The organism is Bradyrhizobium sp. BR13661 (genome assembly GCF_029892425.1).
GTDB lineage: Bacteria > Pseudomonadota > Alphaproteobacteria > Rhizobiales > Xanthobacteraceae > Bradyrhizobium.
In genome coordinates, this window is record NZ_JARXWB010000004.1 from 146437 (window position 1) to 161919 (window position 15483).

The following is a 15483-nucleotide window of genomic DNA, read 5'->3' on the forward strand; positions in this document are numbered from 1 at the left end:
AAAGCGGCCTCAAAGCATGATCCGGAAAAGTGCGAAGCGGTTTTCCGGAAAGATCATGCGCGAACAATAACCTAAAGCGCGACGATAACAGCGCTTTAGACGGTGAGGATTTCTTTTTCCTTGGCGGCCAGCAGCTGGTCGATCTCGGTGATGGTGCCGTCGGTCGCCTTCTGCACCTCGTCGGCGTGACGCTTCTGATCGTCCTCCGACATCTCGTGATTCTTCTCGAGCTTCTTCAAGACGTCGAGACCGTCGCGGCGGACGTGGCGCGCGGCGACCTTGGCCGCTTCGGCGTATTTATGCGCGACCTTGACCAGTTCCTTGCGGCGCTCCTCGTTGAGCTCGGGAATGCGCAGGCGCAGCACCTGGCCTTCGGTCGCCGGCGACAGGCCGAGGTTGGAATCGACGATCGCCTTCTCGACCGGCTTGACCATGGTCTTGTCCCAAACCTGCACCGAGATCAGGCGCGGTTCTGGCACGCTGACGGTCGCGAGCTGGTTCAGCGGCATGTGGCTGCCGTAAGCTTCGACCTGGACAGGATCGAGCATCGAGGCCGACGCGCGGCCCGTGCGCAAGCCGCCGAGCTCGTGCTTGAGCGATGCGACCGCGCCCTGCATGCGGCGCTTCACTTCGTTGAGGTCGAAATTACCCGTGGCCATCACGTTTCTCCTTCAATATCCCGGCGACTTCGCCGCCCCCCTCGCACCCCTCCTTTGGGGCGTGCCGGGTGAGCCGTCAGCCGGCGACAACAGTCCCGTGGCCGACACCGCGTAGAATCGCGCCGATCGAACCGGGCTCCGCGATCGAAAATACGATGATAGGCAGCGACGTCTCGCGGGCAAGTGCGAAGGCGGTCGCATCCATCACCTTGTAGCCGCCCTCGATGGCCTGCGAATGCGTCAACCGGTCGAACCGGGTCGCGGACGGATCCTTCTTCGGATCGGCCGAGTAGACGCCGTCGACATTCGTCGCCTTCAAGACCGCCTCGGCGCCGATCTCGGCAGCGCGCAGCACCGCCGTCGTGTCCGTAGTGAAGTACGGATTGCCGGTTCCACCACCGAGCACGATGATTCGCCCCTCGGCGAGGTATTTGTGCGCCGCAGTGCGGGTGAAGAGCTCGGAAATCTCCGGCATGACGAACGCCGACAGCGTGCGCGCCGGCGTGCCCTTGCGCTCGATCGTGGCTTCGAGCGCGAGGCAGTTCATCATGGTGGCGAGCATTCCCATGGTGTCGCCTGTTGTGCGCGACACGCCGCGGGAGGACACTTCGACGCCGCGGAAGATGTTGCCGCCGCCGATCACCACCGCCACCTCGCACCCAAGCTTGCGGGCGGCGATCAGATCGTCGGCAACCCGGTCGATGGTCGGCTGATCGATGCCAAAGCCCTGCTGTCCCGCGAGATATTCGCCGGACAGCTTGATCACGACGCGACGATAGACCGGATCAGTCATGCGCACTTTCCTTGTCCGGGCGCCGCTTCCGGCGGCACGCCGGAAGGAGGTGTCCCGGCGCTTACTTCTTGCCGCTGGCCGCAGCGACTTCGGCCGCGAAGTCCGATTCCTGCTTCTCGATGCCCTCACCGAGAGCATAGCGCACGAAGCCGGCGATCTTCACGGCCCCGCCGACCTTGCCTTCGGCTTCCTTCACCGCCTGCGCCACCGACTTGCCGGTGTCGTGGATGAAGGCCTGCTCGAGCAGGCAGACTTCCTTGTAGTAGGTCTTCAGGCCGGACTCGACGATCTTCTCGATCACGTTCTCCGGCTTGCCCTGCTGGCGATATTTGTCGGCGAGTACGTCCTTCTCGCGCTTCACGACGGCCGGATCGAGGCCGGTCGGGTCGAGCGCGAGCGGGTTGGTGGCAGCGACATGCATCGCGATCTGGCGGCCGAGAGCCGCGAGCTCGTCGGCCTTGCCGGGCGATTCGAGCGCGACGAGAACGCCCATCTTGCCGGCACCGTCGACGACTGCACCGTGGACATAATGCGACACGACGCCCTGCGTCACCTCCAGCGCGGCCGCGCGGCGCAGCGTCATGTTCTCGCCGATGGTGGCGATCGCGTCATTGATCGCAGTCTCGATCGTGACGTCGCCGACCTTGGCGGCCTTGATCTTCTCGACATCGGCGCCGGCGTTGAAGGCGACCTGGGCGATCATCTTGACCAGCCCCTGGAACTGACCGTTGCGTGCGACGAAGTCGGTCTCGGAGTTGACCTCGACCACGACGCCCTTGTTGCCCTTGGTGAGCGCGCCGATCAGACCCTCAGCCGCGACGCGGCCCGACTTCTTGGCGGCCTTCGACAGGCCCTTCTTGCGCAGCCAGTCCTGGGCCGCTTCCATGTTGCCGTCGTTTTCGGTCAGCGCGGCCTTGCAGTCCATCATGCCTGCGCCGGTGGACTCGCGCAGATCCTTGACCATCGCAGCTGTGATCGTTGCCATCTTGGAAAATCCTTCTTGCCTGCCGGTTCGCCGCGGCGCGGCTCCAATTGCCCCGCCGCGGTCCATCTCAGGAATTCGCGTCAACTGAATGAAATGGTGGCCGGAGTCTATCCGGCCAACCCATCGCCGTTTTGACTATTCCGCTTCCGCGGTCAGCGCCTTGGCCTTGGCCACCCAGGCATCCGCGCGGCTCGGCAGACCGACTTCTTCGCCGATCTTGTGCGCGGTGTCGTGATCGAGCTCGGCGAGCTGCCAATAGTGGAAGATGCCGAGGTCGTTGAATTTCTTCTCGATCGCGCCCGACACGCCCGGGAGCTTCTTGAGGTCGTCGGCGGTGCCGCGCGGACCGGCAAGGCCCTGGAAGCTGGCGGTCGAGGGCAGCTCTTCGGCGACCGGACGGGTCGAGGCGCCGATGTCGATGCCCGAATCGCCCTGGGCACGCGAGATGCCGTCGATCGCAGCGCGCGCGATCAGGTCGCAATACAGCGAGATCGCGCGACCGGCGTCGTCATTGCCCGGCACCACATAGGTGATGCCCTTCGGGTCGGAATTGGTGTCGACGATCGCGGCGACCGGGATGTTGAGCCGCTGGGCTTCCTGGATCGCGATGTCTTCCTTGTTGGTGTCGATCACGAAGATCAGGTCGGGCAGACCGCCCATGTCCTTGATGCCACCGAGCGAGCGGTCGAGCTTGTCGCGCTCGCGCTGGAGCGTCAGGCGCTCCTTCTTGGTGTAGGAATTGGCTTCGCCGCCGGCCAGCACTTCGTCGAGGTGACGCAGGCGCTTGATCGAGGCCGAGATCGTCTTCCAGTTGGTCAGCGTGCCGCCGAGCCAGCGCGAATTGACGAAATACTGCGCGCAGCGCTTGGCTGCGTCCGCGACGCCGTCCTGCGCCTGGCGCTTGGTGCCGACGAACAGGATGCGGCCGCCCTTGGCGACGGTGTCGCTGACCGCCTGCAATGCGTTGTGCAGCAACGGCACGGTCTGGGCGAGGTCGACGATGTGGATGTTGTTGCGCGCGCCGAAAATGAACGGAGCCATTTTCGGATTCCAGCGGTGCGACTGGTGACCAAAGTGCACGCCAGCTTCGAGCAACTGACGCATAGTGAAATCGGGTAGTGCCATCGTTTGAATTCTCCGGTTGGTTCCTCCGGAAGCGTGTGAGCAAAACGGAGCGATGTCGCCCCGGGTGCCACCGGACGGCCTTGTGAGCCATGCTTCCGTGTGAGATGGCGCGCTATATAGCGCCATTTCGGCCAGAAGCAAGGAAATAAGGGCCTTTCGGGGCTTTTACCGCCTCGATAAGGCCCTTTCCGGGATTTCCGCCCTGCTCGCTAGCACTTGGGCTGGTTAGGCGGGCATTTCTTCGGGGCCGGAGGGGCCGGGCGCGGTGGCGGCGGCGCGGGCGGACGCGGCGGTGGGGCTGCAGCCACTCTGGGCGGCGGTGGCGGTGCTGGACGGGCCACCGGTGGCGGCGGTGCGGGCCGCGCGGCTGCAACTGGCGGGCGCGGTGGCGGCGGTGCAGCCGCCCGCGGTGGTGGCGGGGCAGCCGCCCGTGGTGGGGGCGGAGGTGCCGGCCTTGCGACGGCCTGCGGACGCGGCGGCGTTGGCGCTGGCTTCGCAGCCTGCGCCGGCGGTGGCGTGGCCCGCAGATTCTGCGGCTTGATCGGCTCTCGCGCAGCGACCGGCGGCGTCGAAGGCGTCGTCGTCGGCTTCGTCGAGGTCACGGCCGGCTTGCCCGCCGGGGTCGTCGTCGGCGGGGTTACTGCTGGCTCATGCGCCAGCGATTTCGCCCGCGGATCCGCACCTCCCACCGGCGGCGTTTGCGCCACGGGCGGTTTGCCCGCCGGTGCGGCGTTGGCTGGAGCCGTCGTCGTATTGGCAGGCGCAACCGCTGTATTGGGATGAACCTGCGGCTGGCCGTTGACGGGTGCATTTGCAGTCGGCGCCAGCCGGTTCGGTGCGGTCTGCGGTCCTGCCGCACCAGCCGGTGCGGGCGGCGTGTTCTGCGTGCCCGGAACCGGAAGCGCGTGGCCCGCCGCGGGCGCTGTGGTGGGCGTGATGGCGTTCGGCGTGGCGTTGACCGGCTTCACCATCATCGCGGCCGGCTTTGCGGTCGGGTTGCTGACGAACGCTGCCTGGCTCGGCTTCAGCTGTTGGCCAGGATTGGTCTGGATCGCCATCGCCTGTTGCCTGACGGCGCCGGGCACCGGTGTCAGCGCGCCGGCGCGGCCGGCTCCATTCGCTGCGACGAGCGCCGCGGCCGCGGTATTCCCGGCGGGCGGCGGAGCCGGCGCCTGGTTGATCACGGTGTTGATGATCGTGGTGTTGTGGATGTTCTGATAGATGATGTTGTTCGGCGGCGGCGCGACATAGATCGGCGGCCGGACGAACACCGGGATCGGCACGAACATCGGCTGAGGCAGCACGAACAGACCAACCACCGGCAGCGGCGGCGCCAGCACGATGAAATCCGGCGGCGGCGGTGGGCAGAAATAGACCGGCGGCGGCGGTGGCGGCACGAAGCCGAAATCCGGGTCGCTGAAATACAGGACGGGACGATCGACATAGACCACCTCGGCCGGTGGCGGCGGCGGCACGTCATAGTCCATCATTGCGAAGGTCGGCGGCGGCTCGAGCGGCGCGGTCAGGATCGCAAGCCTTCGCCTAGCATCGCCCGCATGCGGTCCGCGCGGATAGCGGCGCAGATACGACCAATAGGCATCCGGCGTGTCGGCGCGATAGCTGCGCCGCCAGGTGATCGCCTCGCGGCGCGCGGCCACGATCGCCATCACGCGCTTGGCCAGGGGATCGCCGGGGTAAGCCGCGAGAAACTCCTCATAGGCCGGCAGCGTGTCGCGCTCGAGCGCGGCGGCATAGGCGTCCTGCACGCCGAGATCGCGGATCGGCTTGCTGCGGATCGCCGCGACCTGGTCGGGTGCGGCCGCCGGCGGCGGTGCGTCGGGCGCGCGGTCGAAGAAGGAGAACGGCGCGCTGACCTTCTGCTCGTCCCACGGCACCTGCGCACCCTTGGAGGCCTCGTTGACGCGCAAGCGGACGCGGTCGAACACCTCCGGCAACGTCAGCCCGCCGGTGCGGATCATTTCGGCGAGCGATTGCGCATAGATGCCGTAAGGCCCCGGCTCTTCGGGCGCCACCGTGCCGGGTGCTGCGTTGAAGGCGATCAGCATGTTCGGATCCGGCTCGACCAGCGCCAGCCCGCTCGCGATCGGCTGCTGGCCGCCCTCGATGAAGGGCTGCGCGCGCGCGGCGTCGAGCACAATGATGTTGGCCTTGAGCGGGATGGAGGCGAGCTGGCGGGCATAGTCGCTGATGCGCAACGCCTCGGTCGGAATGTCGGTGTCGCGCGAGATATTGGAATCGACGGGGATGAAATAGTTCTCGCCGGCAAGCTGCACGCCATAGCCGGACAGATAGATCATCGCGACGGTGCCGGGTCCCGAGGCCTGCGCCTTCTGGATGAAGTCGCGGAAGCTCTTGCGTAGCGTGTCGCCATCGAGATCGCGAGCGCCGACCACGTCGAAGCCCGCCGCCTGCAGCGTCTGCGCGATCAGGCCGGCATCATTGGCCGTGGTTGCCAGCGGCGTCCTCGCATAGGCGCCGTTGCCGACCACAAGCGCGATGCGTTTCTCCTGCTGCTGGGCGCGCGCGGGAGCAAGCACGCCTGCAACGAAAAGGATCGGTAGAAGGAAGCAGATGAAGGCCTTGTGTGTCCCGCGCATGGCTTGCTTGCCCGTTATTGTTGTTGAGGTGCCGCCGCACATAAGGCGCGCCGCTGGCTGAATGGCAGTTGAACGAAAGGCGCGGATTGAGGCGGAGGCAAGGCGCCCGGCCCCGCCCCGCTCCAAGCGTCAGCTTGACGTAAGCTTTGGTCCGAAAGCCCTAGCCTTGGGCGATCAGTTCCACGGTTCCTGTGGTGAGCCGATAGATGCCGCCGACCACCCTGAGCTTGCCCTGCTCCACCGCTGCATTGAGGATCGGCGCGGCCGATCTCAGCTTGGCGACATTGTCGATCACGTTCTGCCGGATCGCCTTGTCGAGCACCTCCCCGCCCTGCTGCATCGCAGCCCCTTTCATCGCAGCCTTGGCGGCCGGCGCGATCGCATCGACCAGCGAGGGGATGTGTCCCGGCGGCGGCTTGTCGTCCTTGAGCGCCTTCAGCGTTGCATCGACCGCGCCGCAGGCATCATGGCCGAGCACGAGGATCAGCGGCGTGTTGAGCACGGCGACCGCATATTCCATGCTGGCGACGGCCTCGGTGCCGGCAAAATTGCCGGCAACGCGGCAGACGAACAGATCACCGCGCCCGGTGTCGAAGGCGTATTCCGGGGCGATGCGCGAGTCGGCGCAGCTCAGCACCGCTGCGAACGGGTTCTGCCCGCCCGCCAGTGCCTCGCGCTCGTGCCTGAAATCGTGGCGCCGCGTAACGCCTTCGACGTAGCGCTCATTGCCAGCCATCAGACGCTTCAGCGAAGCATCAGGCGAGAGCACGTTTTGTGGTTTTGGTGGGGCCTTGTGCTCCTTCGCGAAGGCCGCCCCACTCGCAGCAAGACCAAGGGCGACGCCGGTGAAGTGGATGAACGATCTCCGCGAAGGGCCGCTCCCGGTCTTGGTGTCGCGAGTGCATTTTTCGCACATGCTTTCCCTCCCGCCAACCGTTGCCGCGGGTCCACGGCAACCGTGCCGCAGCATCCACCCTAGTTGACGGCTTGCAGCTCGGCGAGCTTCGTTCGCGCCGTCGCTTCGTCCAGTGCGACCAGCTCGCCCGGCCCGGGATTCGCCTCTCCCGCCGTCGCGACGGAAACGACTGCCAGCCCGGCCAGCCCGCCGAGGATCGCTCCGCCCGTCGCAGCGTCATGCCTGGCGCTGCTCTTGATGAGGTAGAAATATGTCCGGCCCGCCTCCATCACGATCTCGCGTTTGGTGTCACCTGGGAAAAGCGCTTCGGTCACCAGCACGTCATGGCGACCGGCGGGACGATCGGCATAGGCGTATTTTCCGGCGACGACCGTCCCGAGCGATGCGCCATCGAGCTTCACCTCGCAGCCGCAGACTGCCATGCTGAGGCCCTCGCGCTTGTCCTGCAAGAAAACGACGCGCGCCTGCCCGGCGCGTGGAGGCCCGACCTTCCGCGACACGGACGCAAAGTCGGTTCCGACCTGATCACTGACACAACCCGTCAACATGGCACCAACGGCCAACAACAACACGCCCGATCGCAGCATCGCCCAACCCCAGCCAATTCCCCGAGGGCATGCTAGCCAGAAACAGCGAAAGGTTGCAACCGGGCCTATTTGACAACTTTGCAAATCACGCGGCCGGCCGTGACATCAGGTAAACGCAGCTAGATCTGCTGTACGTCCACCACCCCGGCCACCGCCTTGATCGCGCCGGCGATCTGCGGAGAGACCTTGAAGCGGCCGGGCAGCTTCATCTCGACCTCGGTCTCGAGGTCGAGCATCATCACCAGCGAGACCTCGCCGTCGCCGTTGGAGCGCGGCGCGATACCGGGGCTGCCGATCTTCGGCGCGGTGCTGCCGGCGGCTTCCGGCCCGGCCAGACGTCTGGCGATCGAGTCGAGCGGCTTGGTATCGCGCACGAAGATGCGCAGGCCCTTCTGCGTCTTGGCGGCGGCATCATCGAGCGGCTCGGCGTGCAGCACGCGAGCACGGACGTCTTCGCCCTGCAGTTCCGCACCGAGTTGAAGCAGCACCGCCGCGCCCGGCTCCAGCACGTCGCGATATTGCGCAAGGCCTTCGGAGAACAGCACGGCTTCAAAATGACCGGTGGGATCGGACAGGCCCATGATGCCCATCTTGTTGCCTGTCTTGGTGCGCCGCTCCATGCGCGACACCACCGTCGCCGCGACCTTGCCGGCAGTCGCACCCGTCTTCACCGCGCGCGAGAACTCGGCCCATGACTGCACCCGCAGTCGCTTCAAGACGGTCGCGTAGTCGTCGAGCGGATGGCCCGAGAGGAAGAATCCGACAGCGTCGTATTCGCGGCGGAGCTTTTCGGCCGGCAGCCACGGCTCGATCTGCGGCAGCATGATCGTCGGCGCGTCCGCCGACATGCCGAACATGTCGTTCTGGCCGATGGTCTCGGCCTGATGGGCGCGCTGGCAGGCGGCCAGAATCGAATCTGCACCCGCGAAGACGCGCGCGCGATTGGGCTCCAGCGTGTCGAAGGCGCCGGCAGCGGCGAGACTTTCGATGATGCGCTTGTTGATCGCACGCGGATTGACGCGCGCGGCGAAGTCGGCGAGCGAGGTGAACAATCCCCGCTTGGTCCGTTCCTCGATGATCTGGTCGATCGCCTGGATGCCGACGCCCTTCAGCGCGGCGAGTGCGTAGTAGATGACCTTGTCGCCGACCTCGAAGGTCGCGCCGGAGCGATTGATGTTCGGCGGCTCGACCTTGATGCCGAGGCGCTGCGCCTCGGAGCGGAATTCCGAAAGCTTGTCCGTGTTGTTGAGATCGAGCGTCATCGACGCCGCGATGAACTCCACCGGATAATGCGCCTTCATGTAGGCGGTGTGGTAGGACACCAGCGCATAAGCGGCCGCGTGGCTCTTGTTGAAGCCGTAGTCGGCGAATTTCGCCAAGAGCTCGAAGATGGTCTCGGCCTGCCCCTTCGGCACGCCGTTCCTCACCGCGCCCGCGACAAAGATGTCGCGCTGCTTGTCCATCTCGGCGCGGATCTTCTTGCCCATGGCGCGGCGCAACAGGTCGGCGTCGCCGAGCGAATAGCCCGACATCACCTGCGCGATCTGCATCACCTGTTCCTGGTAGATAATGACGCCGAACGTCTCCTTCAGGATCGGCTCGAGCACGGGATGCAGATATTCCGGCTCCTCGTCGCCATGCTTGCGCGCGCAATAGGTCGGGATGTTCGCCATCGGACCCGGGCGATACAGCGCGACCAGCGCGATGATGTCCTCGAAACGGTCCGGCCGCATGTCGACCAGCGCGCGCCGCATGCCCTGGCTTTCAACCTGGAACACGCCGACCACCTCGCCGCGCGCCAGCATCTGGTAGCTATCGGCATCGTCGATCGGCAGCGTCGCGAGATCGACATGGATATCGCGCGGCTTGAGCAGCTTGCACGCGACATCGAGCACGGTCAGCGTCTTCAGGCCGAGGAAGTCGAACTTCACGAGGCCGGCCGGCTCGACCCATTTCATGTTGAACTGGGTCACCGGCATGTCGGATTTCGGATCGCGGTAGAGCGGCACGAGCTCGCTCAGCGGGCGATCGCCGATCACGATGCCGGCCGCGTGGGTCGAGGCGTGCCGCGTCAGGCCTTCGAGGCGCTGGGCGATGTCGAAGGCGCGCGCCACGACAGGGTCTTCATCGCGGAACGCCTGCAGCTTCGGCTCGCTCTCGATCGCGGCCGCCAGCGTCACCGGCGCGGCCGGATTCTGCGGCACGAGTTTCGTCAGCTTGTCGACCTGGCCGTAAGGCATCTGCAAGACGCGGCCGACGTCGCGCAGCACGCCGCGTGCCTGCAGCGTACCGAAGGTGATGATCTGCGCGACCTGGTCGCGGCCATAGCGCTGCTGGACGTACTGGATCACCTCGCCGCGGCGGTCCTGGCAGAAGTCGATGTCGAAGTCCGGCATCGAGACGCGCTCGGGATTGAGGAAGCGCTCGAACAGCAGGCCAAACTTGATCGGATCGAGGTCGGTGATGGTCAGCGCCCACGCCACCAGCGAGCCTGCGCCGGAGCCACGGCCCGGCCCGACCGGAATGCCCTGGCCCTTCGCCCATTTGATGAAGTCGGACACGATCAGAAAGTAGCCGGCGTATTTCATGCGCATGATGACGTCGAGCTCGAACGCCAGGCGCTTGTTGTAGTCTTCCTCCGTCGTGCCTTGCGACAGACCGTGGACGCGCAGGCGATTGGCGAGCCCCTCCTCCGCCTGACGCTTCAATTCGGCCGCCTCGACGGCGGCCGCATCGGAGCTACCGGCAGCGCCGACCGTGAAGAACGGCAGGATCGGCTTGCGCGTCATCGGGCGGAACGAACAGCGCTCGGCGATCTCCACCGTCGAGGCCAGCGCTTCCGGAATGTCGGCGAACAGCACCGCCATCTCGGCGCGGGTCTTGAAGCGGTGATCGGGCGTGAGCTGCTCGCGCTCGGTCTCGGCGATCAGCCGGCCGCCGGCGATGCAGAGCAGCGCATCATGTGCCTCGTAGTCATCCGTCGACGCGAAATACGGCTCGTTGGTCGCAACCAGCGGCAGGCCTTTTGCGTAGGCGATGTCGATCAGGGAGCTCTCGATGCGCCGTTCCTTGTCGATGTTGTGGCGCTGTATCTCGACATAGAGGCGGTCGCCGAACAGGCCGGCGAGACGCTCGCAGCGCGCGGCCGCAATCTCGGTCTGGCCGCTCGCAAGCGCGAGCGCGATCGGGCCGTCAGGACCGCCCGTCAGTGCGATCAGGCCTTCGGTCTCACCGTCGAACCAGTCGAACTTGATGAATGGCGCGTGGCTATCGGGCGATTCGAGGAACGCGCGCGAATTCAACCGCATCAGGCTGCGATAGCCGCGCTCCTGCGCGGCCAGCAGCACCACGCGCGAGGGCGGCAGCGCGTTGCGCGCGTTGGGATCCTGGTCACCGAAATCGATCGCGAGTTCCAGGCCGACGATCGGCTGGATGCCGTACCCCGCCATCTTGTCGGAAAATTCCAGCGCACCGAACAGATTGTCGGTGTCGGTCAGCGCCAGCGCGGGCTGGTGGTCCTTCTTCGCAAGCTCGCCGAGCTTGGCGATCTTGATCGAGCCCTTGAGCAGCGAATAGGCCGAGTGAACGTGAAGGTGGACAAATCCGGCGCTCGGCATGGTCGCGTGACGGCCTCTTGCAGGTGAGTTGGCGCGGTCGCCGGCACAGGGAGCGTCATGCACTCGCTTGGGCGACTCGCCTGACAATGGTGGGGGCTCGGAGCGCCAGAGTCCACGCTGGAGCTGCCGATCCGCCGCCTCATCCCGCTTTTCCCCAACTGGGCTCGCAAGAAGTGGGCTAGCAAGGGCGCGGGGCCAATCAGAGCTGCGGTATGACCTGGGCCCAGATCGCGATCATCCCGACGAACAGCGCGATCGACGTCAGTGCAGCGGCTTCTTCCACGAAAATCCTGAACATGGCTTGCTCCATTACCAGAACGTATGCAGAACATTGTTCTCATTTCGTTCCCGAGAGTCAAGCGAACTCAGCCGCTTCAAAATGAAATGGTTAACTCGCTGAATTCACGCAAGAAAAAAGCCCCGGCGCAAGGCCGGGGCTTTCGACATCAGCCCTTTGCAGAGCGACTATTCTCAGTACTTGGCGATGATCGGGCCGCCGAACTTGTAGTTCAGGCGGACGAGACCCATGTCGACGTCCTGCTTGATGCGATCGGTCTTCAGGCCAGTGAAGGTGACGTCCTTGTCGGCCAGGAAGATGTGGTTGTACTCCACACCCACCGACCAGTTCGGCGCAAAACCGTACTCGAGGCCGGCGCCAACCGTGCCGCCCCAGCGGGTGTCGCTGTTCGAGCCGAGCGAAGCGCCGGTCGCCGTGCTGAACACTTCGTTCTTGACGCCGACGACGGCCGCACCGCCCTTGGCGTAGACGAGCACGTTGTTCCAGGCGTAACCAACCTGACCGGTGATCAGACCGAACGAGTCGATCTTGGTGCGGTTGCGCTGAGCGAGCAGCGCGCTGGTGTTGTCGCCGGTGAAGTCAGCCCAGTTGCCCTGGCCTTCGAGGCCGAACACCCACTGGCCGGACTGCACGCGATAGCCGACCTGGCCACCGACCGTGCCGCCCGTGGCGTTGTGGGAACCTTCGCCGCCAACCAGCGGAGCGGTCTGATCCCAGCTCGTATGAGCCGAAGCGCCGCCGCCGTTGATACCGATGTAGAAGCCGCTCCAGTCATAGACCGTGGCGATCATCGCAGGCGCCTTGGTGTAAGGACGCGCAGCGAGGTCAGCAGCCAGCGCCGGCGCAGTCGCGCTGATCGCGACGAGGCTCACAGCAGCGAGCAACAAATTCTTGTTCATTTGAATCCCGTTCCAGTTTCGTCATTAGGCCCCCGGGCCGTGGCGACGTCATAACAGCGATCGACGGAATTGCTGTAACCTCGACGCAACAGTTCGCTCCAAAGGCCCGCACTGCATTAATGAAAGTTTAGCAGCGCGTGCGCCGAAACCCTTTGAAACAAGACTTTTCCGCAGTTCCAACGTCGTTGGTACCAATTGCATTGCAAACGTGCGCAAAGTCGTCACATGCACAATTGTGTGATCAAAGAATCGAAGAACGCGCAAAACGTTTCGCTTCCGCATTGTCGCCACATTGTCGCTCGCGTTCGCCACATTTGCTTTGACGTTCGCCGCGCACGCAGCGCGAGCTCCGTCGTGAACCCGTATTTGCCGCAAAAACAGAACGGTCGATGTTCCGCTCAGCGCGCCGCCGCGATCTTCGCGCGGAATGATTGCTGTCCCTCGACGATCTTGTCGATCAGCGCATCGAGCGCCCAGAACCGCTCTCTGATATCGAAATCGACCGCCCGGCTCCCGATGAAGGAAAAGGTGCCGAGCCGCTGGTGATAGAGCTTGGCCAGCTTCGGATAGCCCATGGGCTCGGCCATCGCGGCGAGCGCCAGATAGACCGAAAGCTCGTTGGCCAGCGCCGGGTGCTTCGCGTGCTGCGTCAGCAGCCATTTGTAGAGATCGGGGTGAAAGTTCGTGAACACGCCGGTGAAGCCGGGCGCGCCCGACTTCATCGCGTCGAAAGCGATCGCGGCATTGGCATTGACGATGGTCAGCGGCGAGCCGCTGGTCAGCTTGACCCGGCGCTGCACCGTCGCGAGGTCGCATGACACGTCCTTGAGGACAGCAAAGCGGCCGCTGTCGGCACAGAACTTCAATTCATCGTCAGTGAGAAGCCGGCGGAACGGCGCCGGACACTCGTACAGACCGAGCGTCATCTCCTTCGGCAATCTGTCGAGCAGCCAGGTCAGATTGTCGGTGAAATCAGTCCCGGTCTGATCGACCGGCGCAAGCCGATTGGTCACCAGCACCAATCCGTCGACGCCTGTCCTCGCAATCGTGGACAGCTCGATCAGCTGGTCCTCCCTGGAGGCGCTGATATGGCCGGATGCAATGACAGGAAGCCGGCCGGCCGCGGTTCTGGCAACGAACCGTGCCAACGCGACACGCTCGTCCAGCGTCAGGAACTGCATCTCGCTCGACTGAGCGACCGCGAACAACGCGTCGGCACCGTTAGCAATGTACCATTCAATCAGCCTTTCGAGGCCGGCATAGTCGATCGTGTTCGCTTCGGTGAACGGCGTCAGCATCACCGGAATGATGCCCTTGAGAGCGATGGTCACAGGCAGGCTCCAGACAATGGCTGATGTGGCCACCGAACCTACCCCGAAACTTCGTCGTTTCGCAAAGCGGTTCGGCGGACACCGTCCGGCCCCCTGTCCATGCTCACGAACGAGCCGCCGGTCGCAGCTGCGTTAGCAACACCTGATATCGCGAGCAGCCCGCCGACGAGCAGCTTCGGCGTCATATGTTCGCCGAGGAACAGCACGCTCGACATCAACGCGAACACCGGCAGCAGCAGGCCGTATGGCGCGACGCGGCCCATCGAGCAACGCCCGATCAGCCAGAACCAGAGGCCGAACCCGACAATCCCTCCGATGAAGATCGTGTAGGCGAGCGCCAGCCAACCACGTTCATCCGCGGCGACCAGGCTCGCGAGCTGCCCATGTTCAATGAGCAGCGACATCAGGAGAACCTGCGGCACCGTGAGCAGCGACGACCACCCCATCAGCATCAGGGGATCAAAAGGGCCATGGCGCTTGGTCAGGACGTTGGACACCGCGAATGCGAACGCGGCTCCGACCACGAGCAGCAGCGGTAGCGCGTTTGCCGACAGACCGGGCCCCGCGGCCAGCACGATCACGCCGGCGAATGCCAGCACCACTCCGGCAGACGTGACGAGAGAGGGCCGCTCTGCGAGCAGCGGCCACGCCAACAGGACGGTGAACGGCGGGGCGAGCTGATATGCGACGGCCGACAGGCTTCCCGAGCCGAGACCAAGGCCAACGTAGAACAGCCCGAAATTCAGCCCGCCGAGGAACAGCGAAATGGCTGCGACAGGACCGATCTGTTGCCGTGTCGGCCTTTTGACGAACGGAACGAGCAGCAGCGCGATGACGAGGAAGCGCAGCGCGAGGAAGAAGAGCGGCGGAAACTCGGTCACGCCGACCTTGATGACCACGAACTGATAACCCCAAAGCAAGGGAACGGTCACGGCGCAGACGATCTGGACCGCAGACATGACGTCGTTCTTTTCAAGACCATTCGGTCCAGATATAGGCGCGCGAATAGTGGGAACGTCCATGGTTTTTGTCTACCTGATGAAGCGGTCGAGCAGAGCGTCGACGGTGGCTTGCGAGATGATCCGTGTCGGCGCCGTCTTCCCGACCACACGCATGCCCTCGACGAAACAGATGATAATCCGGGCGGCACTCGAAGGCTCGACGCCATCGGCCAACTTGCCCGCCGCCTTCGCACGGGACAGGGCACCGGTCACCCTCCCCTCCATGGCTTTGAAAAAGCTCCCGATGCGACGATCGACGTCGGCATCGCGGCCAGCCAGCTCCATGGCCGTGGCGACCAGCAGGCATCCGCGCCGACCATTGGCGCCGCTGTTGCGCTCGACATAGCCGGCGAAGTAGGCCCGCAAGCCGTCGATGGGCTCTCTATCGGGAGCGAATTCGACGTCCATCCGGGCGAGGGCATCGGCAATGTAGCGATCAAGCGCACGCAGGAAGAGCGAGTGCTTGTCGCCAAAGGCGGCATAAAGGCTGCCGCGCGAGAGCTTGGTGGCACGGAGAAGGTCCGGGAGCGCCGTAGCGTGATAGCCGCGCGTCCAGAACACATTCATCGCGCGTTCGACAACAGCTTCGGTGTCGAACGTCCGGGGGCGGCCACGGGACGATGGCACGGGGGTTGGGTGGCGCATAGGCAGATA

The 15483-nt window shown here is 64.9% G+C and carries 11 protein-coding genes and 1 pseudogene; all 12 read right to left on the bottom strand.

What is annotated here, in order from left to right; translation table 11 throughout:
* Positions 1–95 precede the first annotated feature (95 nt).
* Positions 96–659: a ribosome recycling factor gene (gene frr / locus M2427_RS08360; RefSeq protein WP_092229539.1), complete on the bottom strand. Its 564-nt coding sequence runs from the start codon at positions 657–659 to the stop codon at positions 96–98.
* Positions 660–735: 76 nt separating this feature from the next.
* Positions 736–1452 carry a UMP kinase gene (pyrH, locus tag M2427_RS08365; RefSeq protein ID WP_280705770.1) on the bottom strand — a complete coding sequence of 239 codons (717 nt, stop codon included), beginning with the start codon at positions 1450–1452 and terminating at the stop codon, positions 736–738.
* Between the two features lie 61 nt (positions 1453–1513).
* Positions 1514–2437, bottom strand: a complete 924-nt coding sequence (gene tsf / locus M2427_RS08370) for a translation elongation factor Ts (RefSeq protein WP_280705772.1) — start codon at positions 2435–2437, stop codon at positions 1514–1516.
* A gap of 135 nt (positions 2438–2572) precedes the next feature.
* Complete coding sequence (locus M2427_RS08375) at positions 2573–3562, bottom strand: 30S ribosomal protein S2 (protein ID WP_280705773.1); 990 nt, start codon at positions 3560–3562, stop codon at positions 2573–2575.
* A gap of 209 nt (positions 3563–3771) precedes the next feature.
* Positions 3772–6180 carry a caspase domain-containing protein gene (locus tag M2427_RS08380; RefSeq protein WP_280705774.1) on the bottom strand — a complete coding sequence of 803 codons (2409 nt, stop codon included), beginning with the start codon at positions 6178–6180 and terminating at the stop codon, positions 3772–3774.
* Between the two features lie 160 nt (positions 6181–6340).
* Complete coding sequence (locus M2427_RS08385) at positions 6341–7096, bottom strand: carbonic anhydrase (RefSeq protein ID WP_280705775.1); 756 nt, start codon at positions 7094–7096, stop codon at positions 6341–6343.
* A gap of 59 nt (positions 7097–7155) precedes the next feature.
* The gene (locus M2427_RS08390; RefSeq protein ID WP_280705776.1) at positions 7156–7596 is read right to left on the bottom strand and encodes a DUF2846 domain-containing protein; all 441 of its coding nucleotides are present in this window, start codon (positions 7594–7596) and stop codon (positions 7156–7158) included.
* Positions 7597–7802: 206 nt separating this feature from the next.
* Entirely contained in the window at positions 7803–11300 is a 3498-nt protein-coding gene (gene dnaE, locus M2427_RS08395) for a DNA polymerase III subunit alpha (RefSeq protein ID WP_280705777.1), read from the bottom strand.
* 471 nt (positions 11301–11771) lie between these two features.
* Positions 11772–12497 (bottom strand): outer membrane beta-barrel protein, encoded by a 726-nt coding sequence (locus M2427_RS08400; RefSeq protein WP_280705778.1) that lies wholly within the window; start codon positions 12495–12497, stop codon positions 11772–11774.
* A 398-nt stretch (positions 12498–12895) separates the two neighbouring features.
* Positions 12896–13828, bottom strand: coding sequence for a dihydrodipicolinate synthase family protein (locus M2427_RS08405; protein WP_280705779.1), 933 nt, complete (start codon positions 13826–13828; stop codon positions 12896–12898).
* A gap of 103 nt (positions 13829–13931) precedes the next feature.
* Positions 13932–14787: pseudogene (locus tag M2427_RS08410) on the bottom strand (EamA family transporter).
* A 72-nt stretch (positions 14788–14859) separates the two neighbouring features.
* Entirely contained in the window at positions 14860–15396 is a 537-nt protein-coding gene (locus M2427_RS08415; protein ID WP_280705780.1) for a TetR/AcrR family transcriptional regulator, read from the bottom strand.
* Between the last annotated feature and the right edge of the window lie 87 nt (positions 15397–15483).

Bases quoted from the DNA above. Each gene is read 5' to 3' on its own strand.
- frr (WP_092229539.1), bottom strand. From the start codon at position 659: ATGGCCACGGGTAATTTCGACCTCAACGAAGTGAAGCGCCGCATGCAG.
- pyrH (WP_280705770.1), bottom strand. From the start codon at position 1,452: ATGACTGATCCGGTCTATCGTCGCGTCGTGATCAAGCTGTCCGGCGAA.
- tsf (WP_280705772.1), bottom strand. From the start codon at position 2,437: ATGGCAACGATCACAGCTGCGATGGTCAAGGATCTGCGCGAGTCCACC.
- M2427_RS08375 (WP_280705773.1), bottom strand. From the start codon at position 3,562: ATGGCACTACCCGATTTCACTATGCGTCAGTTGCTCGAAGCTGGCGTG.
- M2427_RS08380 (WP_280705774.1), bottom strand. From the start codon at position 6,180: ATGCGCGGGACACACAAGGCCTTCATCTGCTTCCTTCTACCGATCCTT.
- M2427_RS08385 (WP_280705775.1), bottom strand. From the start codon at position 7,096: ATGTGCGAAAAATGCACTCGCGACACCAAGACCGGGAGCGGCCCTTCG.
- dnaE (WP_280705777.1), bottom strand. From the start codon at position 11,300: ATGCCGAGCGCCGGATTTGTCCACCTTCACGTTCACTCGGCCTATTCG.
- M2427_RS08400 (WP_280705778.1), bottom strand. From the start codon at position 12,497: ATGAACAAGAATTTGTTGCTCGCTGCTGTGAGCCTCGTCGCGATCAGC.
- M2427_RS08415 (WP_280705780.1), bottom strand. From the start codon at position 15,396: ATGAATGTGTTCTGGACGCGCGGCTATCACGCTACGGCGCTCCCGGAC.